This window comes from Pseudoalteromonas sp. PAR1, assembly GCF_947311895.1.
Classification (GTDB): domain Bacteria; phylum Pseudomonadota; class Gammaproteobacteria; order Enterobacterales; family Alteromonadaceae; genus Pseudoalteromonas; species Pseudoalteromonas lipolytica_C.
In genome coordinates, this window is sequence record NZ_CAMZMY010000009.1 from 63,765 (window position 1) to 85,166 (window position 21,402).

The window sequence follows — 21,402 nt, forward strand, 5'->3', positions numbered from 1 at the left end:
TTATGGGTCTATTAAGTGGATTAATGGGTAACGCAAGTGAAGTCGATAATGATGATTTAGAAGAGCTGCTTGCCAATACTCTGATTGATGGTGAAACAGTTCAAAAAGCCTATAAAGTCATTCGTGATATGTTTATCTTTACCAATAAGAGATTAATTATTATTGATAAACAAGGTGTTACTGGTTCTAAAGTTGAAATGTTGAGCATTGCTTACTCAAAAATTACTAAGTTTAGTAAAGAAAGTGCCGGGCATTTTGACTTAGATGCTGAACTGAAAATTTGGGTTGGTTCAGATCCAACGCCAATCAGTAAAGACTTTAAAGCAGGAGATAACATTAATGAGGTTTACAGAATTATTAGTGAATTCTCTTTATAAGGTACTGAAATTATAGACTTTAAATCATAAGTTGGCTTTGAATAGAATTATTCGGCCAACTTTTTCTTTACATTTACCGACACTTTATTACAATTAATCAAGTAAAAACAAACGCTTAGTTAAGTTTCCGTTCAGTTTTCTCACGTTAGCATGTGCCCAACTTAGCCATCAGGCTAGTTTTCAACAGCAATGAAACAATGTTAATAGGGAAATCTGTTTATGAAAAAGTTAGCAGTTATTATTTCGAGTATGCTTCTGTCAACTGCCGCGACTGCTGCGGATAGTTACCAATCAATCAGCCATTTAGGATACATGGACACCGATGGCAACGACACAGTAAGTGTTGATTCAACGTATTACTTCGCGCCAAAGAAAACAATGGGTCCTTACGACCAGTTTGAATACATCAACAAAACAACCAATGTATTTGGTTCTTACTCTGATGACGACTTTGGTGATGTAACTAACATCGGCGCTGAGTACTTCGTACAAGATTTTGTAATCGGTGCGGGTTACAGCAACTACGATTACGGTTCAGACACTGATTTATTCAATGTGTCTGCAGGTTACTTCTTTAATCCTAACCTTCTTCTTAAAGCGACATTTATCGACGTAGAAGACGGTGATAACACAGTAATGTTTGACCTTAAATATAATCACCAGCTTAACAGCACTGATTACTTAGGTTTCACATTCACAGCTGACGATGAGTTTGATTACCGTGCTGTAAATGCAAAATACTTCATGGATCTTCAACAAGGTAACTACCTAACAATTGAAGGTACAATCTCAGATACAGACGATAGCGGTAGCTCTTGGGAACTAGGTTCTAACTACTACTTCTCTAAAGCAACGTCAGCATTTGTAACGTTTAATAAAGAAGATGACTACAGCTTTGGTGCACAGCACTTCTTTAACAAAAACGTTGGTTTAAAAGCAGGTTATGCAAACAACTGGGATGACTCAGATTACGATGCATACTTCGCAAATGTAAGCTTACAGTTTTAATCATTAATTTGATGACATAAAAAAGCCCGCATTATGCGGGCTTTTTCGTTTTTGTTATTACCAACCGCACTGGCGGCCTTTATTTTGCTCATCAAGGTATTTTTGTAACGGTGCAAAGTAATCTAAGATTGCTGTTGCATCCATTTCTTCTTTACCAGTGATAGTGGCAAGGGCTTCTTGCCATGGGCGGCTTGAGCCCATTTCTAACATTGCATTTAGTTTTTCACCCGCCTCAGCAGAGTTGTAAACTGAACAGCGGTGTATCGCTTCTTTATTACCGGCAATTTCACATAAACTTCTGTGGAAGTCGAATTGTAAAATGTGCGCTAAGAAATAACGTGTGTAAGGTGTGTTACCCGGTACGTGATACTTAGCACCTGGATCGAAGTCTGCTTCGCTACGTGCGATAGGCGCTTGTACACCTTGATATTTTTCGCGTAACTCCCACCACGCTTTGTTGTAGTTCTCTGGCGTTACTTCACCTGAGAAAACTTTCCAGCGCCATTGGTCTACTAATAAACCAAACGGAATAAATGCTACTTTGTCTAATGCCATTTTCATTAACAGGCCGATATCTTTAGATTCATCAGGCACTTCGTCTAATAAACCAATTTCTTTTAAATAACCTGGTGTCACAGAAAGAGCAATGGTGTCACCAATCGCTTCGTGGAAACCATCGTTCGCACTTTCTTGATAATAAATAGGTTGCGTGTTGTACGCGCGTTGGTAGAAATTATGACCTAACTCATGATGAATAACAGAGAACTCTTCACCTGTACGTTGAATACACATTTTAATACGTAGGTCGTCTTTACTATCTATGTTCCATGCTGATGCATGACACTGTACGTCACGATCTTGTGGTTTAGTGAATAATGAGCGCTCATAGAAGGTATCTGGCAATGGTGCAAAACCCATTGATGTAAAGAACTTCTCGGCACCACGTACCATTTTAAGTTCGTCGTAATCGTGTTCAGCTAATAGTTCTGTAACGTCATAACCAGGATCTGCATTCTCTGGTGCAACAACATCGTAAATGTTACCCCAAGTTTGTGCCCACATATTACCTAGCAGGTGTGCTGGGATAGGTTGGTCTTGAGGTACTTTATCTTCGCCATATTTTTCACCTAACTTGGCACGAACATGACAATGTAATGAATCATAAAGCGGTTTAACTTGGCCCCAAATACGGTCAAGTTCTTTTGCAAAATCATCGGCTGGCATATCGTATTTACTACGCCACATAGCGCCTGTATCTGCATAACCTAGCTCTTTTGCACCTTCATTGGTCAGTGCAACTTGTTGCTCATAAAGCGGGCGCATAGGTTTTGAAACTTGACGCCAACCTTGCCATAAATCAAGCAATTCATTGTAATCACGACTCGTTGCCATTTTAGCTGTCATTTCGCCAAGGCTTAAACAGCTACCATCTTCTTTACAGTATTTACCTTTGCCATAAATGCCTCCTAACTCAGCCACTAATTGTGAGAGCTTCGCTGTTTTTTCAGCATCTTGTGGTGCAGGTAAAGTGAGCGCTAGTTTAAGTTTATCTAGTTTACGACGTGCATCATAATCAAGCTCTAAACTATCGAATTTTGCAGCTTCATTTGCTAGGCGGACTACGGCTTCGGTCATTTTGCGATTTACTTCAGCAGATAATTCAGCAGTATCGTGAGTGATGAAGTTGGCATAAATCCATTCAGCGCGACTTGATTCTAAATATAGTGCGCTTAATTCTTTTTCAGTATCGGCGATAAATTTATCAGCATCTTGTGCTGTTACTTGGCTTGATTTGACTTCAGCAGTTGTTGTTTTAGTGCTCGTAGCGTCGTCATTACAGCCAGTAAGCGCTAATGCACTTGCGACCATTAATGCGCTGATGCTCAGCTTATATGGAGTCTTCATTTTTATTCCCTAGAAGTTTGTTGTTTTTTATTGCTTTAGCATAATAGCAGTGTCTTACTAAACCACAAACAGTGCTTACTAAAACAACTGAAGTTACCGCTGCTTACGTTGTATTTATGGCACGATCAGTCATACTTGAGAAAACTGACTTAAATAAAAGGATTGCACAATGACGACCGTAATTATTTTGCTATTGGTTGCTGTAATTGTGATTTTTGCAGTGAAAGACATTCGCATTAATCTTGTTACGCGGCCCACGTTTAGTATGTTTAAAAAAGTGTTGCCACCTTTATCTCAAACAGAACGCGAAGCGATGGAAGCGGGCGATGTGTGGTGGGATGGTGAGTTATTTAGCGGTAACCCCGATTGGCAAAAATTACACGGTTTTCCCAAGCCTGAATTAAGTGACAAAGAGCGCGCATTTATGAGTGAGCAAGTCGAAACCTTGCTAGCCATGCTTGATGATTATCAAATCGTGCAAAAAGATAAAGACCTACCAAAAGAAGTCTGGGATTACTTAAAAAATGAAGGCTTTTTTGCTCTAATTATTCCAGAAGAGTTTGGAGGGAAAGAGTTTTCAGCAATCGCTAACTCAACGATTGTAGCAAAAATTGCCACCAAAAGTTTAACTGCAGCAGTTACGGTAATGGTGCCAAATAGTTTAGGCCCCGGTGAGCTGCTTTTACATTACGGTACTAAAGAGCAACAAGAGCGTTGGTTACCAAGCTTAGCTAAAGGTGATGATGTGCCTTGTTTTGCTTTAACAGGCCCTGAGGCCGGATCGGATGCGGGCAGTATTCCTGATACTGGTGTGGTTTGTAAGGGCATGCATAACGGTGAAGAAGTTATTGGCTTAAAACTTAACTGGTCAAAACGCTATATCACCCTTGCACCCATTGCTACAGTACTTGGTCTTGCATTTAAAATGTACGACCCAGATGGCTTATTAGGTGATAAAAAAGAGCTCGGTATTACTTGTGCACTCATTCCTACAGACCATGAAGGCGTGCAAACTGGCGAGCGTCATTATCCGCTGAACATGGCATTTATGAATGGTACCACCTACGGTAAAGATGTATTTATACCACTTGATTGGATTATTGGTGGTGAAAAGGGGGCTGGTAGAGGTTGGCGTATGCTAGTTGAATGTTTAAGTGCAGGCCGTGGTATTTCGTTACCGGCACTTAGCACCGCAACAGGTCATTTAGCGTCAAGAATGACATCGGCTTATGCAACAGTGCGTCAGCAGTTTGGTGTTTCGATTGGTCAATTTGAAGGTGTGCAAGAGGCACTCGCACGTATTGGTGGCTTGACCTACATGCTAGAGTCAGCAAGGTTAATGACTGCTGGAGCGATTGATTTAAAACTGAGCCCTTCGGTTGTTACTGCTATAGCTAAATATCATATGACTGAAATGGGGCGTACAGTAATGAATGATGCCATGGATATTCATTCAGGCAAGGGAATTCAAGTAGGCCCTAATAACTATTTAGCCCATGGTTATATGGGGATCCCCGTGTCAATTACCGTTGAAGGTGCAAACATTTTAACTCGTAACTTGATGATATTTGGTCAAGGTGCGACTCGCTGTCATCCGTTTGTTTTAAAAGAAATGGAAGCAGCCGCAATGGAAGATCATGATGTTGCATTGAAAGAATTTGACTCGTTACTGCTTCAGCACATTCTATTTGCTGCAAGCAATGCAGGCATGGCATTTGTTCATGCTTTAACTCGCAGTTATTTTGCAAAAGCGCCGGTGTGTGGGGCAACCTCGGTGTATTACAAACAATTAAGCCGTATGAGTCGTGGCTTAGCGTTTTGTACAGATGTCGCCATGCTAGTGTTAGGGGGCGAGTTAAAACGTAAAGAGATGATCTCGGCGCGTCTAGGCGACGTGCTTAGCCATTTGTATCTTGCATCATGTGTTTTGAAGCGCTATGAAGACGAAGGGCGTCAACAAGCAGATTTACCTTTTGTAAAATATGCGGTTGAGCATTCGCTATTTTGTATTGGCCAAGCATTCGATGGTTTCTTTAAAAACTTCTCTAACCCTGTGGTCAATTTCTTATTAAAACGCATTGTGTTCCCTGTGGGAAATCATTATCACCGTCCTAGTGATGACATTGCTCAGACTATTTGTGAGCATATGAGTAAACCAGGCGTCTTCAGAGACAGACTCACGCACCTTTGTTATGTTGATGAAAATGCAGGTACCGGGGTAATGGAAAATGCGTTTATCGCGATGATTGATACCCATGAAGATTTTAAACAATTACGCAAATGGCAAAAAGAAGGCACGATTGGTCGTCACTTAGAATTGGAAGATGCGATAGCTGCTGCTGCAGATAAAAACCTCATAAACGAAACCGTAGCTACACGAATGAATGAGGCGAACTCGCTTCGCAAGCAGGCAATAGCAGTAGATAACTTTGCGCCTGGGGAGTTGTAGTATAGTAGATATCAATGAAAGCCTTGCTAGTGTAAGGCTTTCATTTTCATACTCTTAGTGAAGACCGTTACGTATAATGTTTTCTGCTTCACTGACCGGCATAGGGCGGGCCTTGAGAAAACCTTGGCCAAACTTACACTGAGTTTGTTTTAAAATAGCAAGTTGCTGATTCGTTTCAATACCCTCGGCTACAACATCTAATTGTAGAGATTGTGCTAAGGATAAAATCGCATCTACTAATGGGTTTTGTCCTTTACTTAAGTGATCAATGAAGCTTTTATCTATTTTTAAAATGTGGATTGGTAGTTGATGCAAATACCCAAGTGCAGAATAACCAGTGCCAAAGTCATCTAGACATAATTTAACTTCTAGTGGCGATAATCCCTCAATAATTTTAGTCGCAAGCTCTAAATTTCCAATCAAGCCAGATTCTGTGATCTCAATGCAAAGCGAGCCTAAAGGTAATTGATGCTTTGCGTATAATGCGTGTATTTGCGAAACAAAGTCTAAACTTGCAAAGTGTCGTGAGGAAACATTAACAGTGACTCTACCAAATGATAGGCCTTGTTTTGTCCAATTGGCTATTTGTTGCGCAGCTAAATCTAGAAGATGTAAATCTAGATTGATTATTTGACCAGTATCTTCAGCAACAGGAATAAAGTCGGCAGGAGAGACAAAACCTTTGGTTGGATGATGCCAGCGAACAAGTGCCTCAAAACCAACAACCTGTGTATCTTGAATTGTGAATATGGGCTGGTAATAAAGCTCAAACTCATTGTGCTCAATGCCATGTTGTAAGTCATTTTCAATGTCGGCATGATTTTTTAACTTTTTGCGCATGGTATTGTTAAATAACTTAACTTGCCCACGGCCTGATGACTTGGCTTCATACATAGCTGCATCGGCATGTTGCAAAAGTTTATAAGCCTTGTCATTTGTGCTTTCACAGAATGCTACGCCAATACTGGTTGATGCTTGTAATAAATGGCCATCAATATTCAGTGGTTTTGCTAAAGCTGCCTTAATACGCTCAAGAGCATCTTGAACTTGTTGTTTATCTGTAATGTTTTCCATGAAAATGGCAAATTCATCTCCACCTAATCTAGCAAATGTATCTGTATTTCGGATCGTACCTTGTATGAGCTCGCAGATTTTTACTAAAAAATGATCTCCCACTTCATGGCCGAGTGAGTCATTGATGCTCTTAAAACGATCAAAGTCTAAATAGAGTAGAGCATGGTGTGTGCCTTTATTTGCGCGTGCTAAGCGCAAAATACCATGTTTTATTCGTTCGATGAGGAGCGATCTATTTGCCAGTCCGGTAAGTTCGTCATGTAATGCACGATGTTCTAGCTCCTGACGTGATAACTGCCTGTCGATTGCCATACTGATTTGGCGGCTGACATAAGTAAGTAAAGCACGGTCATGTTCATTATAGTGGTAGTGTTTACTGTAACTTTGAACTGCAATGACTCCACTTATTCGATCATTTACTTTAAATGGCACACCAAGCCAAGACTCTGCTTGTCGACCAACCATTTTAAAATGACCCGCATCAATATGTTGTTGAAACGCCTCTTTATTAAACAACAGTGATTTATCGATTTTTAAAAGGTAGTAAGAGGCCGTATCTTTTAAGAGTTCTTTAGAAATTTTAGTATGTGCATTAGAACGGACACCTTCTTCGATAATATAAACTAAATCTAAAACATCACTTTGTTTATCATATAGCCCAATGAAAAAGTTATCTGCTCTGAGTAACGAGGTGATAATGCTATGTAAAGACTCAAAAAAGCTATCGAGTTCACTTGACTGATAAGTAAGGTTGGCGATTTGCAACATGCAATTTTCCAACTTTTGAGCATCGTTCAATTGTTTTACTGTTTGCTGAAGGTTTTCTACAGTTCTGACTTGATTTAACTTTGCACTGAGTAAATGTGCGACTGTAGATAAAATTTCTAAATGGGCGTCATTAAAATAGTTTTTTTGCGGGTGCTCGCAATCAATAACACCTAATACCTTTTCTTTATATACTAAAGGAACACAGAGTTCAGAAAGTGCAGGGCGGGCATCGGCAATATAGCGTTCGTCTTTTGTTACATCACCAATCATTAACGGTTTACCGGTTGAAGCGACATACCCAGTAATACCTTGCTCAAAACTAATTTCGGTGCGCACAATATGGTATGTATCGTCTGCGAGAGTGGTTCCCATAGACGCAACTTCTCTTAATGTACGAGACTCATCATCGACTAAAAATATGACACATTCTATAAATCCAAGCCTGCTTACTACTTGCGAAGTCACATACTCTAATAATTCTTCAACAGTATCTAATTGCATTAGCGATGAAGAGAATTGATTAATAATATGGAGTTGGTCAGTTTTGACCTCAAGTGCAAACGCTGTATCTAAATTCTTAGACATAGAAAGAAAAGTAACCCAAATGTTTTATTAACTTATTACGTTAACCTACTATCAAACTATCTACAAAGTTATTTTCAAAAAAAACAGCAACTGGTGTAAACTAGGCATCTGAACACAAACTTCAAAAAATAACTTCGTTATTTGTATAAAGTTTGCGCTACCCCTCTAACTTTAGCCGTGGAAACCAGCAATGTCAGATATAAATAAGATTGAAACACTAACAATTACCCGCCCAGACGATTGGCATATTCATTTACGTGACGGTGATCAGCTAACCGATACTGTACGTGATGCAAGCCGCTATATGGGGCGCGCGATTATTATGCCAAACCTTGTTCCACCGGCCACATGCACTGACAGTGCTTTATCATATTATGAGCGAATTAAAGCCGCAGGCCCTCAGGGTGATTTTGAGCCTTTGATGGTGCTTTATTTAACGGACAAAACCTCACCAGAAGAAATCAAAAAAGCAAAAGCAACGGGTAAAATTGTTGCGGCAAAATTATACCCTGCGGGTGCAACAACTAATTCAGACTCAGGTGTCACATCAATCAAAAATATTTACCCAGTACTTGAGGCAATGCAAGAAGTAGGGATGTTGCTGCTAGTGCATGGTGAAGTGACAGATTCATCAATTGATATCTTTGACCGTGAAAAAGTTTTCCTCGATACAATTTTAGCCGATGTAGTAACTGACTTCCCTAAACTTAAAATAGTACTTGAGCATATTACGACTAAAGATGCCGTAGAGTTTGTTAATAACGCACCTGATAATGTAGCGGCGACAATCACAGCTCACCACTTACTTTATAACCGTAACCACATGCTAGCGGGCGGTATTCGTCCACATTATTATTGTTTACCAATTTTAAAACGTAATATTCATCAGCAAGCATTGATTGCTGCAGCGACAAGCGGTAGCAAAAAGTTTTTCTTAGGCACAGATTCTGCGCCTCATTATAAAGATAAAAAAGAAGCAGCGTGTGGCTGTGCAGGTGCTTACACAGCACATGCAGCGATTGAATTATATGCTGAAGCATTTGAAGAGGCGGGAGCATTAGATAAGCTGGAAGGTTTTGCGAGCCATTTTGGCCCTGACTTCTACGGTTTAGAGCGTAATAAAGACACGATCACACTGGTAAGAGAAAGCTGGACTGTTCCTGCAAGTTACAAACTAGGAGACTCTGAGGTAGTGCCGATCAAAGCTGAAGCTAACATGGATTGGCAAGTTAAGTAAGCGAGCTTACTGTTAGCTAATATTATTCAGAAGCCCAACATTACGTTGGGCTTTTTTATTATTTTTTAATTGTTTAGAAATATGCCTGTCATATTTAAAAGTTTAGCCGTTGACCTCAAAATAATTTTCGATTAATAGAGCTAAAAGCTATTTAATGTGTTAGTCTTAAATTGCTTTGAGTTTTTGCGTATAGAATTTACGGATAATGTGCGGCTTGTTCGGTTACCGGTTGGTTATTGGTTCTTCCTGTACTTTACCCCCTAGTTTTTGGGCATTCACTCAGGGAGGATAGAGCCATTATGGCTGAATTTTAATAATTGACTTACAGGAAAATTTGGTATGTCAAACACGGTTACTGGTAAAGTTAAGTTCTTCAACGAAGCAAAAGGCTTCGGTTTTATTGAACAAGAAAATGGTCCTGACGTATTTGTACACTTCAGTGCTATCACAGGTACAGGCTTCCGCACTTTAAGCGAAGGCCAACAAGTATCTTTCGGCATCAAACAAGGTCAAAAAGGCCCTGAAGCTGAGAACGTAGAAGTAGCATAATTCGTTATGCGAAACTAAGTATTTTGGTGAAACAGTTTCTGTTTCACCAAAATTCATTTATATCTCTTATCAACTTTCTCTACCTCATTCATACTACGCTTTCTCCTAAACCATTTTTTACTACTTCTATATAAATAATTCCTTTGTACCTCATACTTGGTAGTCTGTACCGAATTATTAATCCCCCAAAGGCATTGTCTCGGGTTTTTTTAGTCAGACATTAAGCTAAAAGTTCGATAACAATCCTCTAAAAGCTACTCTCCATAACTAAAGTATTATATGCTTCATAGACGGGATTTACTCAATGCAACATTGACTGTTGTATTGGCTAGTAGTTTTGATCAACAGGTTAAGTTACCTCTTTTTTATAATGTTTGAGATATTTTCAACAATCTCAAAATTACCCGCTAAACTTAAAGTATTCACAAGTGGAATAAATTCTGAGTAACTTATACTTGTTTGATGAAATATAATGAAGGTTCGCTAATCGATGAGCATAGGAAACAATATACTTTTGGTAGACGACCACCCAATGGTTGCAACAGCAATCAAGATGGTACTATCAAAGTCAACTCTGGTTAATGAAGTAAAAGCTGTTGCGAGTCAAAAGGAAGCATTACAGTTTTTAAAAAGTAATAATGTCGCGCTAGCTATTTTAGATATCGAATTAGAAGATTCAGATGGCTTTAGTTTATACAAACGCGCAGTTAGCAGTGGCTTCTCTGGTAAAGTGCTATTTTTATCAGCAAAGCAAGATAAACACATTATTCGAACAGCGGCTAAATTAGGCGCGCAAGGTTTTGTTAACAAGGCTGAAAGCTTAGAGGATATTTCATCTGCAGTAGAGATGATTTTAAGGGGTTATACCTTCTTTCCTCAAGAGCATTTAATAGCATCTGAAAAAGATATTGATGAATTACTGACAGAGCGAGAGCTTGCAGTGATGAATTACTTGCTACAGGGCCTCTCAAACAAAGATATCGGTGAAAAGCTGTTTATTAGTAACAAAACAGTAAGTACGTACAAGACAAAAATCTTTGAAAAGCTTGAGGTTGATTCAATTATCTCTTTAGCAAAGCTTGTTAAAGACCGCGCCATATTTTGAGACTCTCACCCTTAGCGGTGAGAGATAAATTCTCGCTCATCCTTGTGTTTAGTAAGGCAATTGTGCATTTACTAAACATTACCTACTGATGAGTGCATAAAAATTCTGCAAATTAGATTTTTTAGATCACTAAATAGAATTTTTTTTTAAATTTTCTTATGCCTTTTCTGGTTTTATTAAATGTTACATTTATGTTTAAGGTTGAGCCCAACATGAACGTGGTGTTTGCTAGTAAAGGGCTTTAGAACCTTCCCCTTGATGGGTCTGTTATATTTTTGTTAATTGATTGTTCGAGCTATTTTCCTATCAACGACGAGTTACCAAATTTTTCGGACGAAAGCCGAACATCAAGTTGACAGACTCTGATGCATTTAGCATTATTGGAGGGTTGATATCTATTAAAAGATATCAGGGTTGTCTTCTTCGGAAGGTAATTAAATTATAAAAGTAACATTACTTAATTGGTTGGGAACTATGTCTGTTAAAATCAGAAAGAGTCTTGTAGCATCAGCGTTGGTTGGCGCTTTTGCATTTGCAAGCAGCAATGTGATTGCAGATCCTTTGAAAGATGTGCAAGATGCAGGTCAACAAATTCAAAAGGCTGCTGTTAAGTCTCAAACTAAAATTGACAATGTATATGGTCAAACTCAGGAGCTAATCGCTGAGTACCGTAGCGTTGTTGACGAAACTGAGCTAATGAAGGTGTATAATGATCACGTAGCACGTTTGGTCGCTGACCAAAACGCGTCTATCGAATCGTTTGACCGTCAAATCGCAACAATCGATAACACGAAACAAAACGTTGTGCCTTTGATGTATCGCATGATCGATACGCTTGAGCAATTCATCAAAGCGGACGTTCCGTTCAATCTTGAAAACCGCCTAGCACGTGTTGAAAGACTACGTGACATCATGGCATCAGCTTCAGTTACTACATCTGAAAAATTCCGCCAAGTTCTTGAAGCTTACACTGTTGAAACTGCATACAGCTCAGCTGTTACAGCTTCACAAGGTACGCTTGAAGTTGATGGCAAAAACATCAACGTAGACTTCGGTCGTTTAGGTCGTATCACTTACGTAGCACAGTCTTTTGACCTTAAGCACGCGTGGGTGTGGGATAACAACACTAAACAGTGGAAAGAATTAGGTGAAGAATACCTAAAACCTGTTAAAGAAGTTATCCGTATGGCGCGTAAACAAGCGACATTAGAACTTGTTAAACTACCAATCTTTGGCGCGGAGTAATCAATAATGAAGAAACTATTTAAAGGTTTTGCTGTTGCAGCAGTACTATCTGTTTCTGCAGGTACCGCGCTTAATGCACACGCAAACACTGATGCTTTAGACAAAATTCTTGAGCAAGTTAAGCAAGAACGTATTTCTGAAGGTAAATTAAACAAGCAACGTGAACAAGAGTTCCTTTCAGCTCGCGCTGACAAGCAAGCGTTACTTAACAAAGCAAAAAGCGATCTAGCTGCTGAAAAAGCACGTGGTGACCGTTTATCTAAAGAATACGCACAAAACGAAAATACTTTAGCTGAGAAAGAGCAAGCTCTTTTAAATGCTCAAGGTACGTTAGGTGAGATGTTCGGTGTTGTACGTCGTGCAGCTGCTGATGCAATCGGTTCAATCGAAGCATCACTTGTTTCTGCTGAAAAACCAGGACGTGCTGAAGTACTTCGCTCACTAGCTGCTGCGAAAGAGCTTCCAACTGTACGTGAACTTGAAGAACTTTGGATTTCTCTTCAAACTGAAATGACTGAATCAGCTAAAGTTTCAACTTTCGAAACTGAAGTTGCAGGTCTTGACGGTTCATCTTCAATGAAGAAAGTAACGCGTATTGGTAACTTCAACTTAGTTACTGACGAAGGTTACTTAATCTACTCTCCAGAAACTAAAGCGATCCAACCTCTAGGTAAGCAACCTGATAGCTACATCCTAGCTGGTATCAGCGATTTAGAAAAAACTTCTGCAGATAACTATGCTGGCGTATACATCGACCCGACTCGCGGCGCGATCTTACGTATCAACACGCAGAAGAAATCGTTAATGGAATACTACGAGCAAGGTGCTGAAGTAGGTTACATCATCACAGTATTACTTGTTGTTGGTCTACTTATCTTCATCGTTCGTTTCATTGATCTTGCGCTTACTAGCACTAAGATTAAGAGCCAGCTTAAAAACCTTTCTACTCCGAATACAAACAACCCACTGGGTCGTATTCTTAAGGTTTACGCTGACAACAAGAATCAAGACGTTGAAAACCTTGAGCTTAAACTTGACGAAGCAATTCTACGTGAAACGCCTCGCATCGAAGCTGGTATCAACATCATCAAGATCTTGGCAGCAATCGCTCCATTACTAGGTCTACTAGGTACGGTTATCGGTATGATCCTAACGTTCCAAACAATCACATTGTTCGGTACAGGTGATCCGAAGATCATGGCTGGTAACATCTCTCTAGCACTTGTTACTACTGCGCTAGGTCTAATTGCAGCTCTACCACTTATCCTACTTCACTCAATTGTTGCGGGTCGTAGTAAGTCGGTTTTACATGTCCTTGATGAGCAAAGCGCTGGTATTATCGCTGCTCACGCGGAGAAGGAGAAAGCCTAATGCTAGTCCTGATGGAGATCTGGGAATCTATCAGGGATTTTGTTGGCACAGGCGGCCAGGTTTTATACGTGGTCGCGATAGCACTCTTTCTTATGTGGGTTTTAATGATTGAGCGCTATTGGTTCCTACTAGCTGAGTTTCCTCGTATGACGAAGGATATCGTAGCTCAGTGGGATGCCCGCCAAGACACTACGTCTTGGTACGCACACAGAATCCGTGAAGCATGGATTTCTGAAGCGTCTGAAAAATTAGATCAGCGTATGTTGTTGATTAAGACATTAGTAGCTGTTTGTCCTTTAATCGGCTTACTAGGTACTGTAACGGGTATGATCGCGGTTTTCGAAACCATGGCTACTCAAGGTACTGGTAACGCACGTTTAATGGCATCAGGTATTTCAATGGCAACAATCCCAACAATGGCTGGAATGGTTGCGGCACTATCTGGAGTATTCTTTAGCTCACGCCTTGAGGCAAGAGCGAGAATGGCGAAAGCTAAACTTGTAGATAGCATGCCTCATCACTAGAGAGAGAATTAAATATGGCACGTAAACAACGTTTTCGTGAAGAAGAAGAAGCAGCGGTTGACATGACGCCAATGCTTGACATCGTATTTATCATGCTTATTTTCTTTATCGTAACTACATCGTTCGTTAAAGAGGCTGGTATCGAAGTCAATAAACCTAAAGCAGCTGCAGCTACGAAGCAAAAAAATGCAAACATTTTTGTTGCTATCCGTGCTGACGGTGCAATCTGGATTGATAAACAACAAGTAGACGTTGAGCGTGTATCAGCTAAACTTGAAAGTTTATTAGCAGAACAACCTACTGAAGTTGTAATTTTGCAAGCTGATAAAGAAGCAAAACACGGCGTAGTAGTTAAAGTTATGGACCAGATCAAAGCGACGGGTGATAACCTTAAAATTTCAATAGCTGGAGATCAGTAATGATTCGTTTTCTGTTTTCACTGATTGCAGGTGGGGCAGTTACTTTCGGCTTGTTCTACTTCATGGCGTACCTCATCTCCGGTGGAGCTGATCGTGCGACTGAACAAAAAGAACAGATTGTAGTCGAAATTATGACGAATCCGCCTGAATCTAAGGTGCAGGAGAGGAAGCGTGTTCCGCCTCCGCCTCCGCCACCGCCAAAGCAGCCGCCTAAACCGCAGCCGCCTCAGCCGGAAAACAGCAACCCAAATACTGGTGGTTTGTCATTTAATATGCCAAGCATCGATGTGGGAAGCACAGCTGGTGGCCTAAGTGGTCCTGGTGCATTTGGACGTGATGGTGATGCTACACCTATCGTTCGTATTGAACCAAAATACCCAACGCAAGCAGCGCGTGATGGTAAAGAAGGTTGGGTTCAACTTTCATTCACTATCAACGAAGTAGGTGGTGTAGAAGATATCGAAGTGATCGATGCAGATCCTAAACGTATCTTCGACCGCGAAGCTAAGCGAGCGTTATCTAAGTGGAAATACCGTCCAAAAGTTATTGATGGTAAGCCACAAAAGCAATTTGGTCTTCAAGTACAACTAGACTTTAAACTTAATCAAGGCAACTAAGGAGGCGAGTAATGAGAAATTTATCTAAAGTAACTGCTCTTGCGCTTCTTATGTCACTTTCGGGTGTGGTATTCACTGCACCTGCTTTAGCGGCGCCAGACTACGCGAAAATTGAAGCGCGTAAAAAAGCAAAAACTAAAGTTATGGGTGAGCGCGTTGGTAAGAAAGTAATTAAAGCGTTTGACTTGTACAATGAAGAAAAGCTTGACGAAGCCATTGCATTGCTTAAAGAAATTGATGCATCGGATGACTTCGACAGAGCAACTGTTGACCGTTATTTAGGTCAAATGTACGCTCAAAAAGAGCAGTACCAGTTAGCTATCAAGCACATTCAAGCAGCTGTTAAACCTGATGTTTTAAACTTTGCTGACCAAGAGCAAGGCCTAAAACTATTAGGTGACATGTACGCAGGTACAGAGCAATATGCAAAAGCAAAAGAAGCTTATGCAGCTTGGATGGACTTCACAGGTGAGGAAGACGACAAAGTTTATACACGTATTGCACAAGCAAACTACGAGTTAAAACTTTATAAAGACGTACTTCCTGCTGCAAACAAAGCAATCGAATTGGCAAAAGAGCCTGCTAAAGCCTCTTACCAATTAAAGCTTGCTGCCTATTTTGAACTTAAACAGTACAAAAACATGGTAGAAGTAGCTGAAGAGATTGTTCGTGTTTGGCCTGAAGACAAAAAAGCCTGGGTTGGTTTAGGTAAATATTACCTACAAACCGAAGACTTCAAGAAAGGTCTTGCGACCATGGAAGTTGCCTATAAAAATGGCTATTTTGAAAATGAAGTTGAATACAAAGTACTTTCTAACTTCTATTCGTTAAACGATATTCCTTACAAAGCAGCAGTTGTGCTTGAAAAGGCAATTAACGAAAATAAAGTTAAGCGTAATAAGCAAAATATCAGTGCAGTGGCATCTAACTACCACCGCTCAAAAGATATTGAGAAAGCAGCTAAATACTATGAAGAAGCGGCTAAATTTGATGACGATGCAGAGCTTTACCGCAAAGCAGGTTCATTACTTTTACAATCGCAAAACTATAGTGCAGCCGTTGTTCGTTTGAACAAGGCATTAGAGTTAGGTTCTGATAAAAAAGGAACTATCTACTCTGACCTAGCTGAAGCTTATTACTACCAAGAGAAGTACAAGCAAGCTTATAACGCTATCACTAAAGCAATGGACGATCCGCGTACGCGTAAATTCGCGAAGAGCTGGTCAACCTTCATCAAAGATAAAGCGAACCGTAATGGCGTGAAAATCTAAATGATGTTGTTTTAAATTAAAAAGCCCCTCTGGGGCTTTTTTTATGGAATTTTATAATGCTAAGACAGATCGTATTTTTACTTGTCGCAAGTGTGATGATAACAGCTTGCTCAGAGCAACCTCCTCGTTTCAATCACTTTGATGAAGGCCAGCAAGCACTCAGTAACATAAATAACTTACTATCTAATCAATCAAGCTCAGATTCGGTAACAAGTTGGCCTTTTTCGAACGAGTATTTACAAGCTCGTCACCTCAATTATCAAGGCTTGAAAAGTATCGCGCTAGATGAATCGCAACAGGCGCAATTAAATTACCTGATCATCGCTGAGCGTTATCCAGAACGCTATTTTGTTTGGCCAGAGCAGCGCGATGTTGTTAGTCGTGCTATTAATAAAAAAGATTATTCTGCTCAAAAATTAGCTACGTGGTTGGAATTAGTACAAACACAATTAATGCAAGCAGAGGAAAGTAGTTTAAAACTAAATAAAATTGAGCTTAAGTTGTTACATTCAATGGTGCAAAACCACCTAAATAATAATGATGATGAAGTGGTACACTCAGCACTTTCAAAGCTTGAACAATATTTATCTCAATACACACCACGTAGCAAGTTAGGTTTAGTGGGGCTTGCAAATGGTAAAGATTGGTACCAGAGCAAGTTGAATTACTTTGGAGCGAAAACGCAACCTCCTCTGACGTGGCTGAGCAATATTCAGTCTCAATTAAAGCAAATAGCGATACACAATGTGGCGTTTCATTTACCGACGTCACACAGTACTCCTCTAGTGATGCAGTTTTTTAGTCAAGATGAGAATATAGCGGGTCTTGACTGGCAGCTAGAATATCGAGACCCTTTACAAAGTAAGCGCGAGTTATCAGCGGGCGAGCAGTATTTTTGGTTAGTGATGATGGAAACAGATCTTGGTATTCATTATCACACTTGGAGTGAACAGCAAGCGCGAGTAAATCTAATAAAGCGTTTGGGGGTGACGAAACAAGAAGCTGATTGGCTTATCGAAGATATTATACTTTATCCTGCAACGAGCTTTATATTTTCTTCATAATACCTTGCTGCGCTCTAAGGAGCGCAGCTTCTACAGCGTTGGCTAGCAGGGTCTGCTAATAAGCGTTCATCATCAATTTTTTCTTCGCAATCACAACAATAGCCATATTGCCCAATGTCTATTTGGCATAACGCCGCCTCTAGCTTTTCGAGTCTAGAAATTAAAATTTGATATTCAGGACCCAGCTTATTTGAGGTTAATTCTAGCCAATCTGCAGGAGGGGTTTCGCTTAACTGCGAAAGCAATTGTTGGTGATAGCCTTGATCAGAATTAGTTAGCATATCGAGTAAACGTTGTCTAACCTGCGCAAGTTCTGCAGATAACTTTGTTTGAATTTCAGTATTGTTCATCGCGTTTATTCCAAGTGGGCAATACTGACATTATCAAACAAAACAAGTTAGCTAGTTATGATTTGCATCAATACTCGGCGCTTTGGCATACTTTCTAAGTACGTCTGCAACTTCATTTTTGGCTTTTAAACGCCTAATCTCATCAAAAAGTGCGTTGGCCTGTGGGTACTGGCGTTTTAGGTATCCAAGCCACTGCTTGGTTCGAGAAGCAAAATATTTCTCACACTTGCTTTCATCTTGATGCATAGAAGAGTGAATAATATGGTAAATCACATGCTCCCAAAGCATCGGAGTGTACTGCTCATTTTCGACATGTGCTTTTATTTGCTTTGCTAAATCAGGCATTGCTAGAGCACCACGACCAAGCATTAAGTCTTGGCAATGACTGCGTTTTTGACACAGCAATGCATCTTCAACTTGCCAAATTTCACCATTAGCAACCACAGCAATGTTTTTATTTTTGATTAACGGAGGGATCTTTTCCCAATATGCCGGTGGATTATATCCATCTCTTTTCGTTCTTGCATGAATAGCAAGACTTGATGCACCCGCACTGACAACAGCATCAACAATTTCTTGGCTGTTGCTATCGTCATCAAACCCTAGTCTGATTTTTGCACTGACCTCATGACGTGGATCAACTGCATCACGTACGGCTTTGATTATTTCGTACATGTGCTCAGGATCTTTCAAAAGTACAGCACCACCTTTACTTTTATTAACAGTTTTTGCTGGGCAGCCAAAATTTAAGTCGATACCATGAGATCCTAAGCGTATTGCCTTGACTGCATTTTCAGCCAATGCATTAGGAACTTGGCCTAGTAATTGAATCCGCACTGGTGTTCCAGCACGGGTATAACCACCGGCTTTTAATTCAGGGCAATAACGATGAAATACACGTTCGGGTAGTGTGTCTTCAACGACACGAACAAACTCTGTAACGCATAAATCAAATCCACCTAAATCAGTGAGTAGCTGTCTCATTTTGAAATCGACAACTCCCTCCATTGGTGCTAAAACTAGTCGCATGATACCTGTATACTAAATAAAAATTGGACGCGTATTCTACCTGCTATTCTATATTTGATAAATCGTAATTTGCTTTATCATCGGTTTCAGAAAATAATTTAGTAATTTTGAAAGTAATTTTCAGTTCGCAGGTCTTGTTTAATAACCCTTTATAAAAAAGAGAGTCGATAATGAACACAGTTAAGAAAAATTCAATTGCATTAACATTAGGTGCGGTTGTGGTTGGTGCGTCAAGTTTTGCAGCCACTGATGCTAACGCTAACCCATTTGAATTTCAGCAAATGCAAGCTGGTTATCAGCTAGATGCTGCTGAAGGTAAATGTGGCGAAGGTAAGTGCGGTGGCGATAAAAAAGCTGAAAAAGAAGGTAAGTGCGGCGAAGGTAAATGCGGCGGCGACAAAAAAGCAGCTAAAGAAGGTAAGTGTGGCGAAGGTAAATGCGGCGGCGACAAAAAAGCAGCTAAAGAAGGTAAGTGCGGCGAAGGTAAATGTGGCGCAGATAAAAAAGCAGCTAAAGAAGGAAAGTGCGGCGAAGGTAAATGCGGCGGCGACAAAAAAGCAGCTAAAGAAGGTAAATGCGGCGAAGGTAAATGTGGCGCAGATAAAAAAGCAGCTAAAGAAGGTAAGTGCGGCGAAGGTAAATGTGGTGCAGACAAAAAAGCAGCTAAAGAAGGTAAGTGTGGCGAAGGTAAATGTGGCTCTAACCACTAAGCGCTCATTTAGCTTTTGAAAGGGCCGTAATGGCCCTTTTTAGTAGGAGGTAGTATGTTAAAAGAATCAGTAGCTGATTTTGGGCAAATTGGCTTAGGTTTACGCCGGGAAATGCTTGATGAAATGCTCATCGATGTTCCTAAACCCATTGAGTTTTTAGAAGTTGCACCAGAAAACTGGCTAAAGCTTGGAGGGCGTTTTGGTAAACAATTTAACCAGCTTACCGAGCAGCATGCCTTTGTTTGTCATGGTTTATCGTTATCGATCGGCTCACCTGCAGCGCTTGATATTGACTTTGTGAAATCACTTAAAGCCTTCTTTAAAGAGCATAATATTCGTTTGTTTAGTGAGCATTTAAGCTACTGTTCGGGCGAAGGGCACATGTACGATTTGATGCCTATTCCGTTTACTGAAGATGCAATTAAGCATGTCTCCTCGCGGATCAGACAAGTACAAGATATTCTTGAACAGCCAATTGCTATTGAAAATGTATCTTACTATGGTGCCCCTGGGCAGCAAATGACTGAACTAGAGTTTACTAATGCAGTTTTAGAGGAAGCTGATTGCCAACTATTGCTTGATGTAAACAATATCTATGTAAACTCTATTAATCATGGTTATGATGCTGAGCAATTCTTAGCAGCATTACCAACTAAACGTATCGCTTATGGTCATGTTGCGGGCCATTACACTGAGGCTGAAGATTTACTCGTTGATACCCATGGTGCGCCAGTTATCGATCCTGTTTGGCAATTGCTTGAAAAAGCCTACGCAGTACATGGAGTTTTTCCTACTTTGTTAGAGCGTGACTTTAATATTCCACCTATGGCTGAGTTATTAGCTGAGCTGAAAACTATTGAAGCCCTGCAGCACGCAGCCAATAAGCAAAACCAAGTAACGGTGAAACACAGTGCATAATCATTTTACGCAAGTACAACAAGCGTTTATGGCGCATATTCGCGACCCTGAGAATAATGCTAAGCCTAGTGATGTTGAAGAGCGTCGCATGGCGATTTATCGCGATTTATTTTTTAATAATGTGGATGGTTTTGTCAGCTCTGCATATCCAGTACTTAAAAGTTTATATTCAGAGCAAGCTTGGCACAGACTCGTTAGGCAATTTTTCAGTCAGCACAACTGTAAATCTCCTTATTTTTTAGATATAGCAGGGGAGTTTTTGGCCTTTCTTGCTAATGACTATGAAATGCAAAGTAATGATCCTGCGTTCATGTTAGAACTGGCTCATTATGAGTGGGTTGAGCTCGATGTGTCGGTTGCTAAAAAACTTGCAAATGAAGTTGGCTTATCGGCTCATCAAGTGACAAGTTCCCCATTATATTTAAGTTCACTGGCTCGTAATTTGAGTTATAGCTTCCCAGTTCATACCATCAGTGTCGATAACCAGCCGAGTGAGCCCGCAGCTGAGGCAAGCTATTTTGTGGTATATCGGGATGGCGATGACGAAGTGCAGTTTTTATCAACAAATGCGATGACCGCATTACTACTTAATATTATTGAATCTCAGCCAGGTATAAACTTAAATGATGTATGCCAAGTAGTTGCAGAGCATGCTCCTCAATTTAGCCAAGAGCAGCTTTATCAGGGAGCGCTCAATACCTTAAGTGCCATGGCAGAGCGTGGTATCGTAGTTACTAATACATTGGTTTAAAAATCGGCTAAACCCCTTTATTGATGAGGACAGTTCGACTATTATGTCCGCCTTATTTTGTCGTGCTTAAATAAAG

General features: G+C 40.2%; 20 protein-coding genes. 16 read left to right on the plus strand and 4 right to left on the minus strand.

Annotated features, from left to right (window positions below; translation table 11 throughout):
• Positions 1-2 precede the first annotated feature (2 nt).
• Both QL229_RS09390 and QL229_RS09395 read left to right on the plus strand, forming a co-directional pair.
• The gene (locus QL229_RS09390) at positions 3-377 is read left to right on the plus strand and encodes a PH domain-containing protein (RefSeq protein ID WP_135924205.1); all 375 of its coding nucleotides are present in this window, start codon (positions 3-5) and stop codon (positions 375-377) included.
• Between the two features lie 219 nt (positions 378-596).
• Positions 597-1,385, plus strand: a complete 789-nt coding sequence (locus QL229_RS09395) for a putative porin (RefSeq protein ID WP_138558940.1) — start codon at positions 597-599, stop codon at positions 1,383-1,385.
• Positions 1,386-1,442: 57 nt separating this feature from the next.
• Here the strand turns inward: QL229_RS09395 and QL229_RS09400 are convergent, their stop codons facing one another.
• The gene (locus tag QL229_RS09400; protein WP_135924207.1) at positions 1,443-3,290 is read right to left on the minus strand and encodes a M2 family metallopeptidase; all 1,848 of its coding nucleotides are present in this window, start codon (positions 3,288-3,290) and stop codon (positions 1,443-1,445) included.
• 169 nt (positions 3,291-3,459) lie between these two features.
• Between QL229_RS09400 and QL229_RS09405 the strand changes: the two genes are divergently transcribed.
• Positions 3,460-5,739, plus strand: coding sequence for an acyl-CoA dehydrogenase (locus QL229_RS09405; protein ID WP_138557980.1), 2,280 nt, complete (start codon positions 3,460-3,462; stop codon positions 5,737-5,739).
• Between the two features lie 54 nt (positions 5,740-5,793).
• On the opposite strand, the gene QL229_RS09410 is transcribed toward QL229_RS09405, so the two are convergent.
• Positions 5,794-8,166, minus strand: coding sequence for an EAL domain-containing protein (locus QL229_RS09410; protein WP_135924209.1), 2,373 nt, complete (start codon positions 8,164-8,166; stop codon positions 5,794-5,796).
• Between the two features lie 190 nt (positions 8,167-8,356).
• Between QL229_RS09410 and pyrC the strand changes: the two genes are divergently transcribed.
• The 10 genes from pyrC (at position 8,357) to QL229_RS09460 (ending at position 17,568) form a co-directional block, all read left to right on the plus strand.
• Entirely contained in the window at positions 8,357-9,403 is a 1,047-nt protein-coding gene (pyrC, locus tag QL229_RS09415; RefSeq protein WP_135924210.1) for a dihydroorotase, read from the plus strand.
• 339 nt (positions 9,404-9,742) lie between these two features.
• Positions 9,743-9,952 carry a cold-shock protein gene (locus QL229_RS09420; protein ID WP_036967526.1) on the plus strand — a complete coding sequence of 70 codons (210 nt, stop codon included), beginning with the start codon at positions 9,743-9,745 and terminating at the stop codon, positions 9,950-9,952.
• A gap of 490 nt (positions 9,953-10,442) precedes the next feature.
• Complete coding sequence (locus QL229_RS09425) at positions 10,443-11,057, plus strand: response regulator transcription factor (protein WP_135924211.1); 615 nt, start codon at positions 10,443-10,445, stop codon at positions 11,055-11,057.
• A 474-nt stretch (positions 11,058-11,531) separates the two neighbouring features.
• Positions 11,532-12,302 carry a DUF3450 domain-containing protein gene (locus QL229_RS09430; protein WP_135924212.1) on the plus strand — a complete coding sequence of 257 codons (771 nt, stop codon included), beginning with the start codon at positions 11,532-11,534 and terminating at the stop codon, positions 12,300-12,302.
• A gap of 6 nt (positions 12,303-12,308) precedes the next feature.
• The gene (locus QL229_RS09435) at positions 12,309-13,673 is read left to right on the plus strand and encodes a MotA/TolQ/ExbB proton channel family protein (protein WP_135924213.1); all 1,365 of its coding nucleotides are present in this window, start codon (positions 12,309-12,311) and stop codon (positions 13,671-13,673) included.
• Entirely contained in the window at positions 13,673-14,197 is a 525-nt protein-coding gene (locus QL229_RS09440; RefSeq protein ID WP_135924214.1) for a MotA/TolQ/ExbB proton channel family protein, read from the plus strand. Before QL229_RS09435 ends, QL229_RS09440 begins: the two co-directional genes overlap by 1 nt.
• A 14-nt stretch (positions 14,198-14,211) precedes the next feature.
• Positions 14,212-14,616 (plus strand): biopolymer transporter ExbD, encoded by a 405-nt coding sequence (locus QL229_RS09445; RefSeq protein ID WP_054551557.1) that lies wholly within the window; start codon positions 14,212-14,214, stop codon positions 14,614-14,616.
• Positions 14,616-15,233 carry an energy transducer TonB gene (locus QL229_RS09450; protein ID WP_135924215.1) on the plus strand — a complete coding sequence of 206 codons (618 nt, stop codon included), beginning with the start codon at positions 14,616-14,618 and terminating at the stop codon, positions 15,231-15,233. Before QL229_RS09445 ends, QL229_RS09450 begins: the two co-directional genes overlap by 1 nt.
• Positions 15,234-15,244: 11 nt before the next feature.
• Positions 15,245-16,504 (plus strand): tetratricopeptide repeat protein, encoded by a 1,260-nt coding sequence (locus QL229_RS09455; protein WP_138557978.1) that lies wholly within the window; start codon positions 15,245-15,247, stop codon positions 16,502-16,504.
• A gap of 56 nt (positions 16,505-16,560) precedes the next feature.
• Positions 16,561-17,568, plus strand: coding sequence for a hypothetical protein (locus QL229_RS09460; protein ID WP_138557977.1), 1,008 nt, complete (start codon positions 16,561-16,563; stop codon positions 17,566-17,568).
• A gap of 14 nt (positions 17,569-17,582) precedes the next feature.
• Here QL229_RS09460 and QL229_RS09465 read toward each other — a convergent pair whose 3' ends face one another.
• Together QL229_RS09465 and QL229_RS09470 are read right to left on the minus strand one after the other, a co-directional pair.
• Positions 17,583-17,918, minus strand: coding sequence for a TraR/DksA C4-type zinc finger protein (locus QL229_RS09465; RefSeq protein WP_135924218.1), 336 nt, complete (start codon positions 17,916-17,918; stop codon positions 17,583-17,585).
• A gap of 51 nt (positions 17,919-17,969) precedes the next feature.
• Positions 17,970-18,947, minus strand: coding sequence for a tRNA-dihydrouridine synthase (locus QL229_RS09470; RefSeq protein WP_138557976.1), 978 nt, complete (start codon positions 18,945-18,947; stop codon positions 17,970-17,972).
• Between the two features lie 170 nt (positions 18,948-19,117).
• Between QL229_RS09470 and QL229_RS09475 the strand changes: the two genes are divergently transcribed.
• Genes QL229_RS09475 through QL229_RS09485 form a run of 3 tightly spaced genes read left to right on the plus strand, consistent with a single transcriptional unit; the run spans position 19,118 to position 21,326 of the window.
• Positions 19,118-19,657, plus strand: a complete 540-nt coding sequence (locus tag QL229_RS09475) for a hypothetical protein (RefSeq protein WP_281546802.1) — start codon at positions 19,118-19,120, stop codon at positions 19,655-19,657.
• 54 nt (positions 19,658-19,711) lie between these two features.
• Entirely contained in the window at positions 19,712-20,575 is an 864-nt protein-coding gene (locus tag QL229_RS09480; protein ID WP_138557975.1) for a DUF692 domain-containing protein, read from the plus strand.
• The gene (locus QL229_RS09485) at positions 20,568-21,326 is read left to right on the plus strand and encodes a putative DNA-binding domain-containing protein (RefSeq protein WP_281546803.1); all 759 of its coding nucleotides are present in this window, start codon (positions 20,568-20,570) and stop codon (positions 21,324-21,326) included. The genes QL229_RS09480 and QL229_RS09485 overlap by 8 nt, the downstream gene beginning before the upstream one ends.
• Positions 21,327-21,402: the final 76 nt, after the last annotated feature.

What these genes read in the sequence shown, in the direction of transcription:
- QL229_RS09390 (WP_135924205.1), top strand. Translation starts at nt 3, where the DNA reads ATGGGTCTATTAAGTGGATTAATGGGTAACGCAAGTGAAGTCGATAAT.
- QL229_RS09395 (WP_138558940.1), top strand. Translation starts at nt 597, where the DNA reads ATGAAAAAGTTAGCAGTTATTATTTCGAGTATGCTTCTGTCAACTGCC.
- QL229_RS09400 (WP_135924207.1), bottom strand. Translation starts at nt 3,290, where the DNA reads ATGAAGACTCCATATAAGCTGAGCATCAGCGCATTAATGGTCGCAAGT.
- QL229_RS09405 (WP_138557980.1), top strand. Translation starts at nt 3,460, where the DNA reads ATGACGACCGTAATTATTTTGCTATTGGTTGCTGTAATTGTGATTTTT.
- QL229_RS09410 (WP_135924209.1), bottom strand. Translation starts at nt 8,166, where the DNA reads ATGTCTAAGAATTTAGATACAGCGTTTGCACTTGAGGTCAAAACTGAC.
- pyrC (WP_135924210.1), top strand. Translation starts at nt 8,357, where the DNA reads ATGTCAGATATAAATAAGATTGAAACACTAACAATTACCCGCCCAGAC.
- QL229_RS09420 (WP_036967526.1), top strand. Translation starts at nt 9,743, where the DNA reads ATGTCAAACACGGTTACTGGTAAAGTTAAGTTCTTCAACGAAGCAAAA.
- QL229_RS09425 (WP_135924211.1), top strand. Translation starts at nt 10,443, where the DNA reads ATGAGCATAGGAAACAATATACTTTTGGTAGACGACCACCCAATGGTT.
- QL229_RS09430 (WP_135924212.1), top strand. Translation starts at nt 11,532, where the DNA reads ATGTCTGTTAAAATCAGAAAGAGTCTTGTAGCATCAGCGTTGGTTGGC.
- QL229_RS09435 (WP_135924213.1), top strand. Translation starts at nt 12,309, where the DNA reads ATGAAGAAACTATTTAAAGGTTTTGCTGTTGCAGCAGTACTATCTGTT.
- QL229_RS09440 (WP_135924214.1), top strand. Translation starts at nt 13,673, where the DNA reads ATGCTAGTCCTGATGGAGATCTGGGAATCTATCAGGGATTTTGTTGGC.
- QL229_RS09445 (WP_054551557.1), top strand. Translation starts at nt 14,212, where the DNA reads ATGGCACGTAAACAACGTTTTCGTGAAGAAGAAGAAGCAGCGGTTGAC.
- QL229_RS09450 (WP_135924215.1), top strand. Translation starts at nt 14,616, where the DNA reads ATGATTCGTTTTCTGTTTTCACTGATTGCAGGTGGGGCAGTTACTTTC.
- QL229_RS09455 (WP_138557978.1), top strand. Translation starts at nt 15,245, where the DNA reads ATGAGAAATTTATCTAAAGTAACTGCTCTTGCGCTTCTTATGTCACTT.
- QL229_RS09460 (WP_138557977.1), top strand. Translation starts at nt 16,561, where the DNA reads ATGCTAAGACAGATCGTATTTTTACTTGTCGCAAGTGTGATGATAACA.
- QL229_RS09465 (WP_135924218.1), bottom strand. Translation starts at nt 17,918, where the DNA reads ATGAACAATACTGAAATTCAAACAAAGTTATCTGCAGAACTTGCGCAG.
- QL229_RS09470 (WP_138557976.1), bottom strand. Translation starts at nt 18,947, where the DNA reads ATGCGACTAGTTTTAGCACCAATGGAGGGAGTTGTCGATTTCAAAATG.
- QL229_RS09475 (WP_281546802.1), top strand. Translation starts at nt 19,118, where the DNA reads ATGAACACAGTTAAGAAAAATTCAATTGCATTAACATTAGGTGCGGTT.
- QL229_RS09480 (WP_138557975.1), top strand. Translation starts at nt 19,712, where the DNA reads ATGTTAAAAGAATCAGTAGCTGATTTTGGGCAAATTGGCTTAGGTTTA.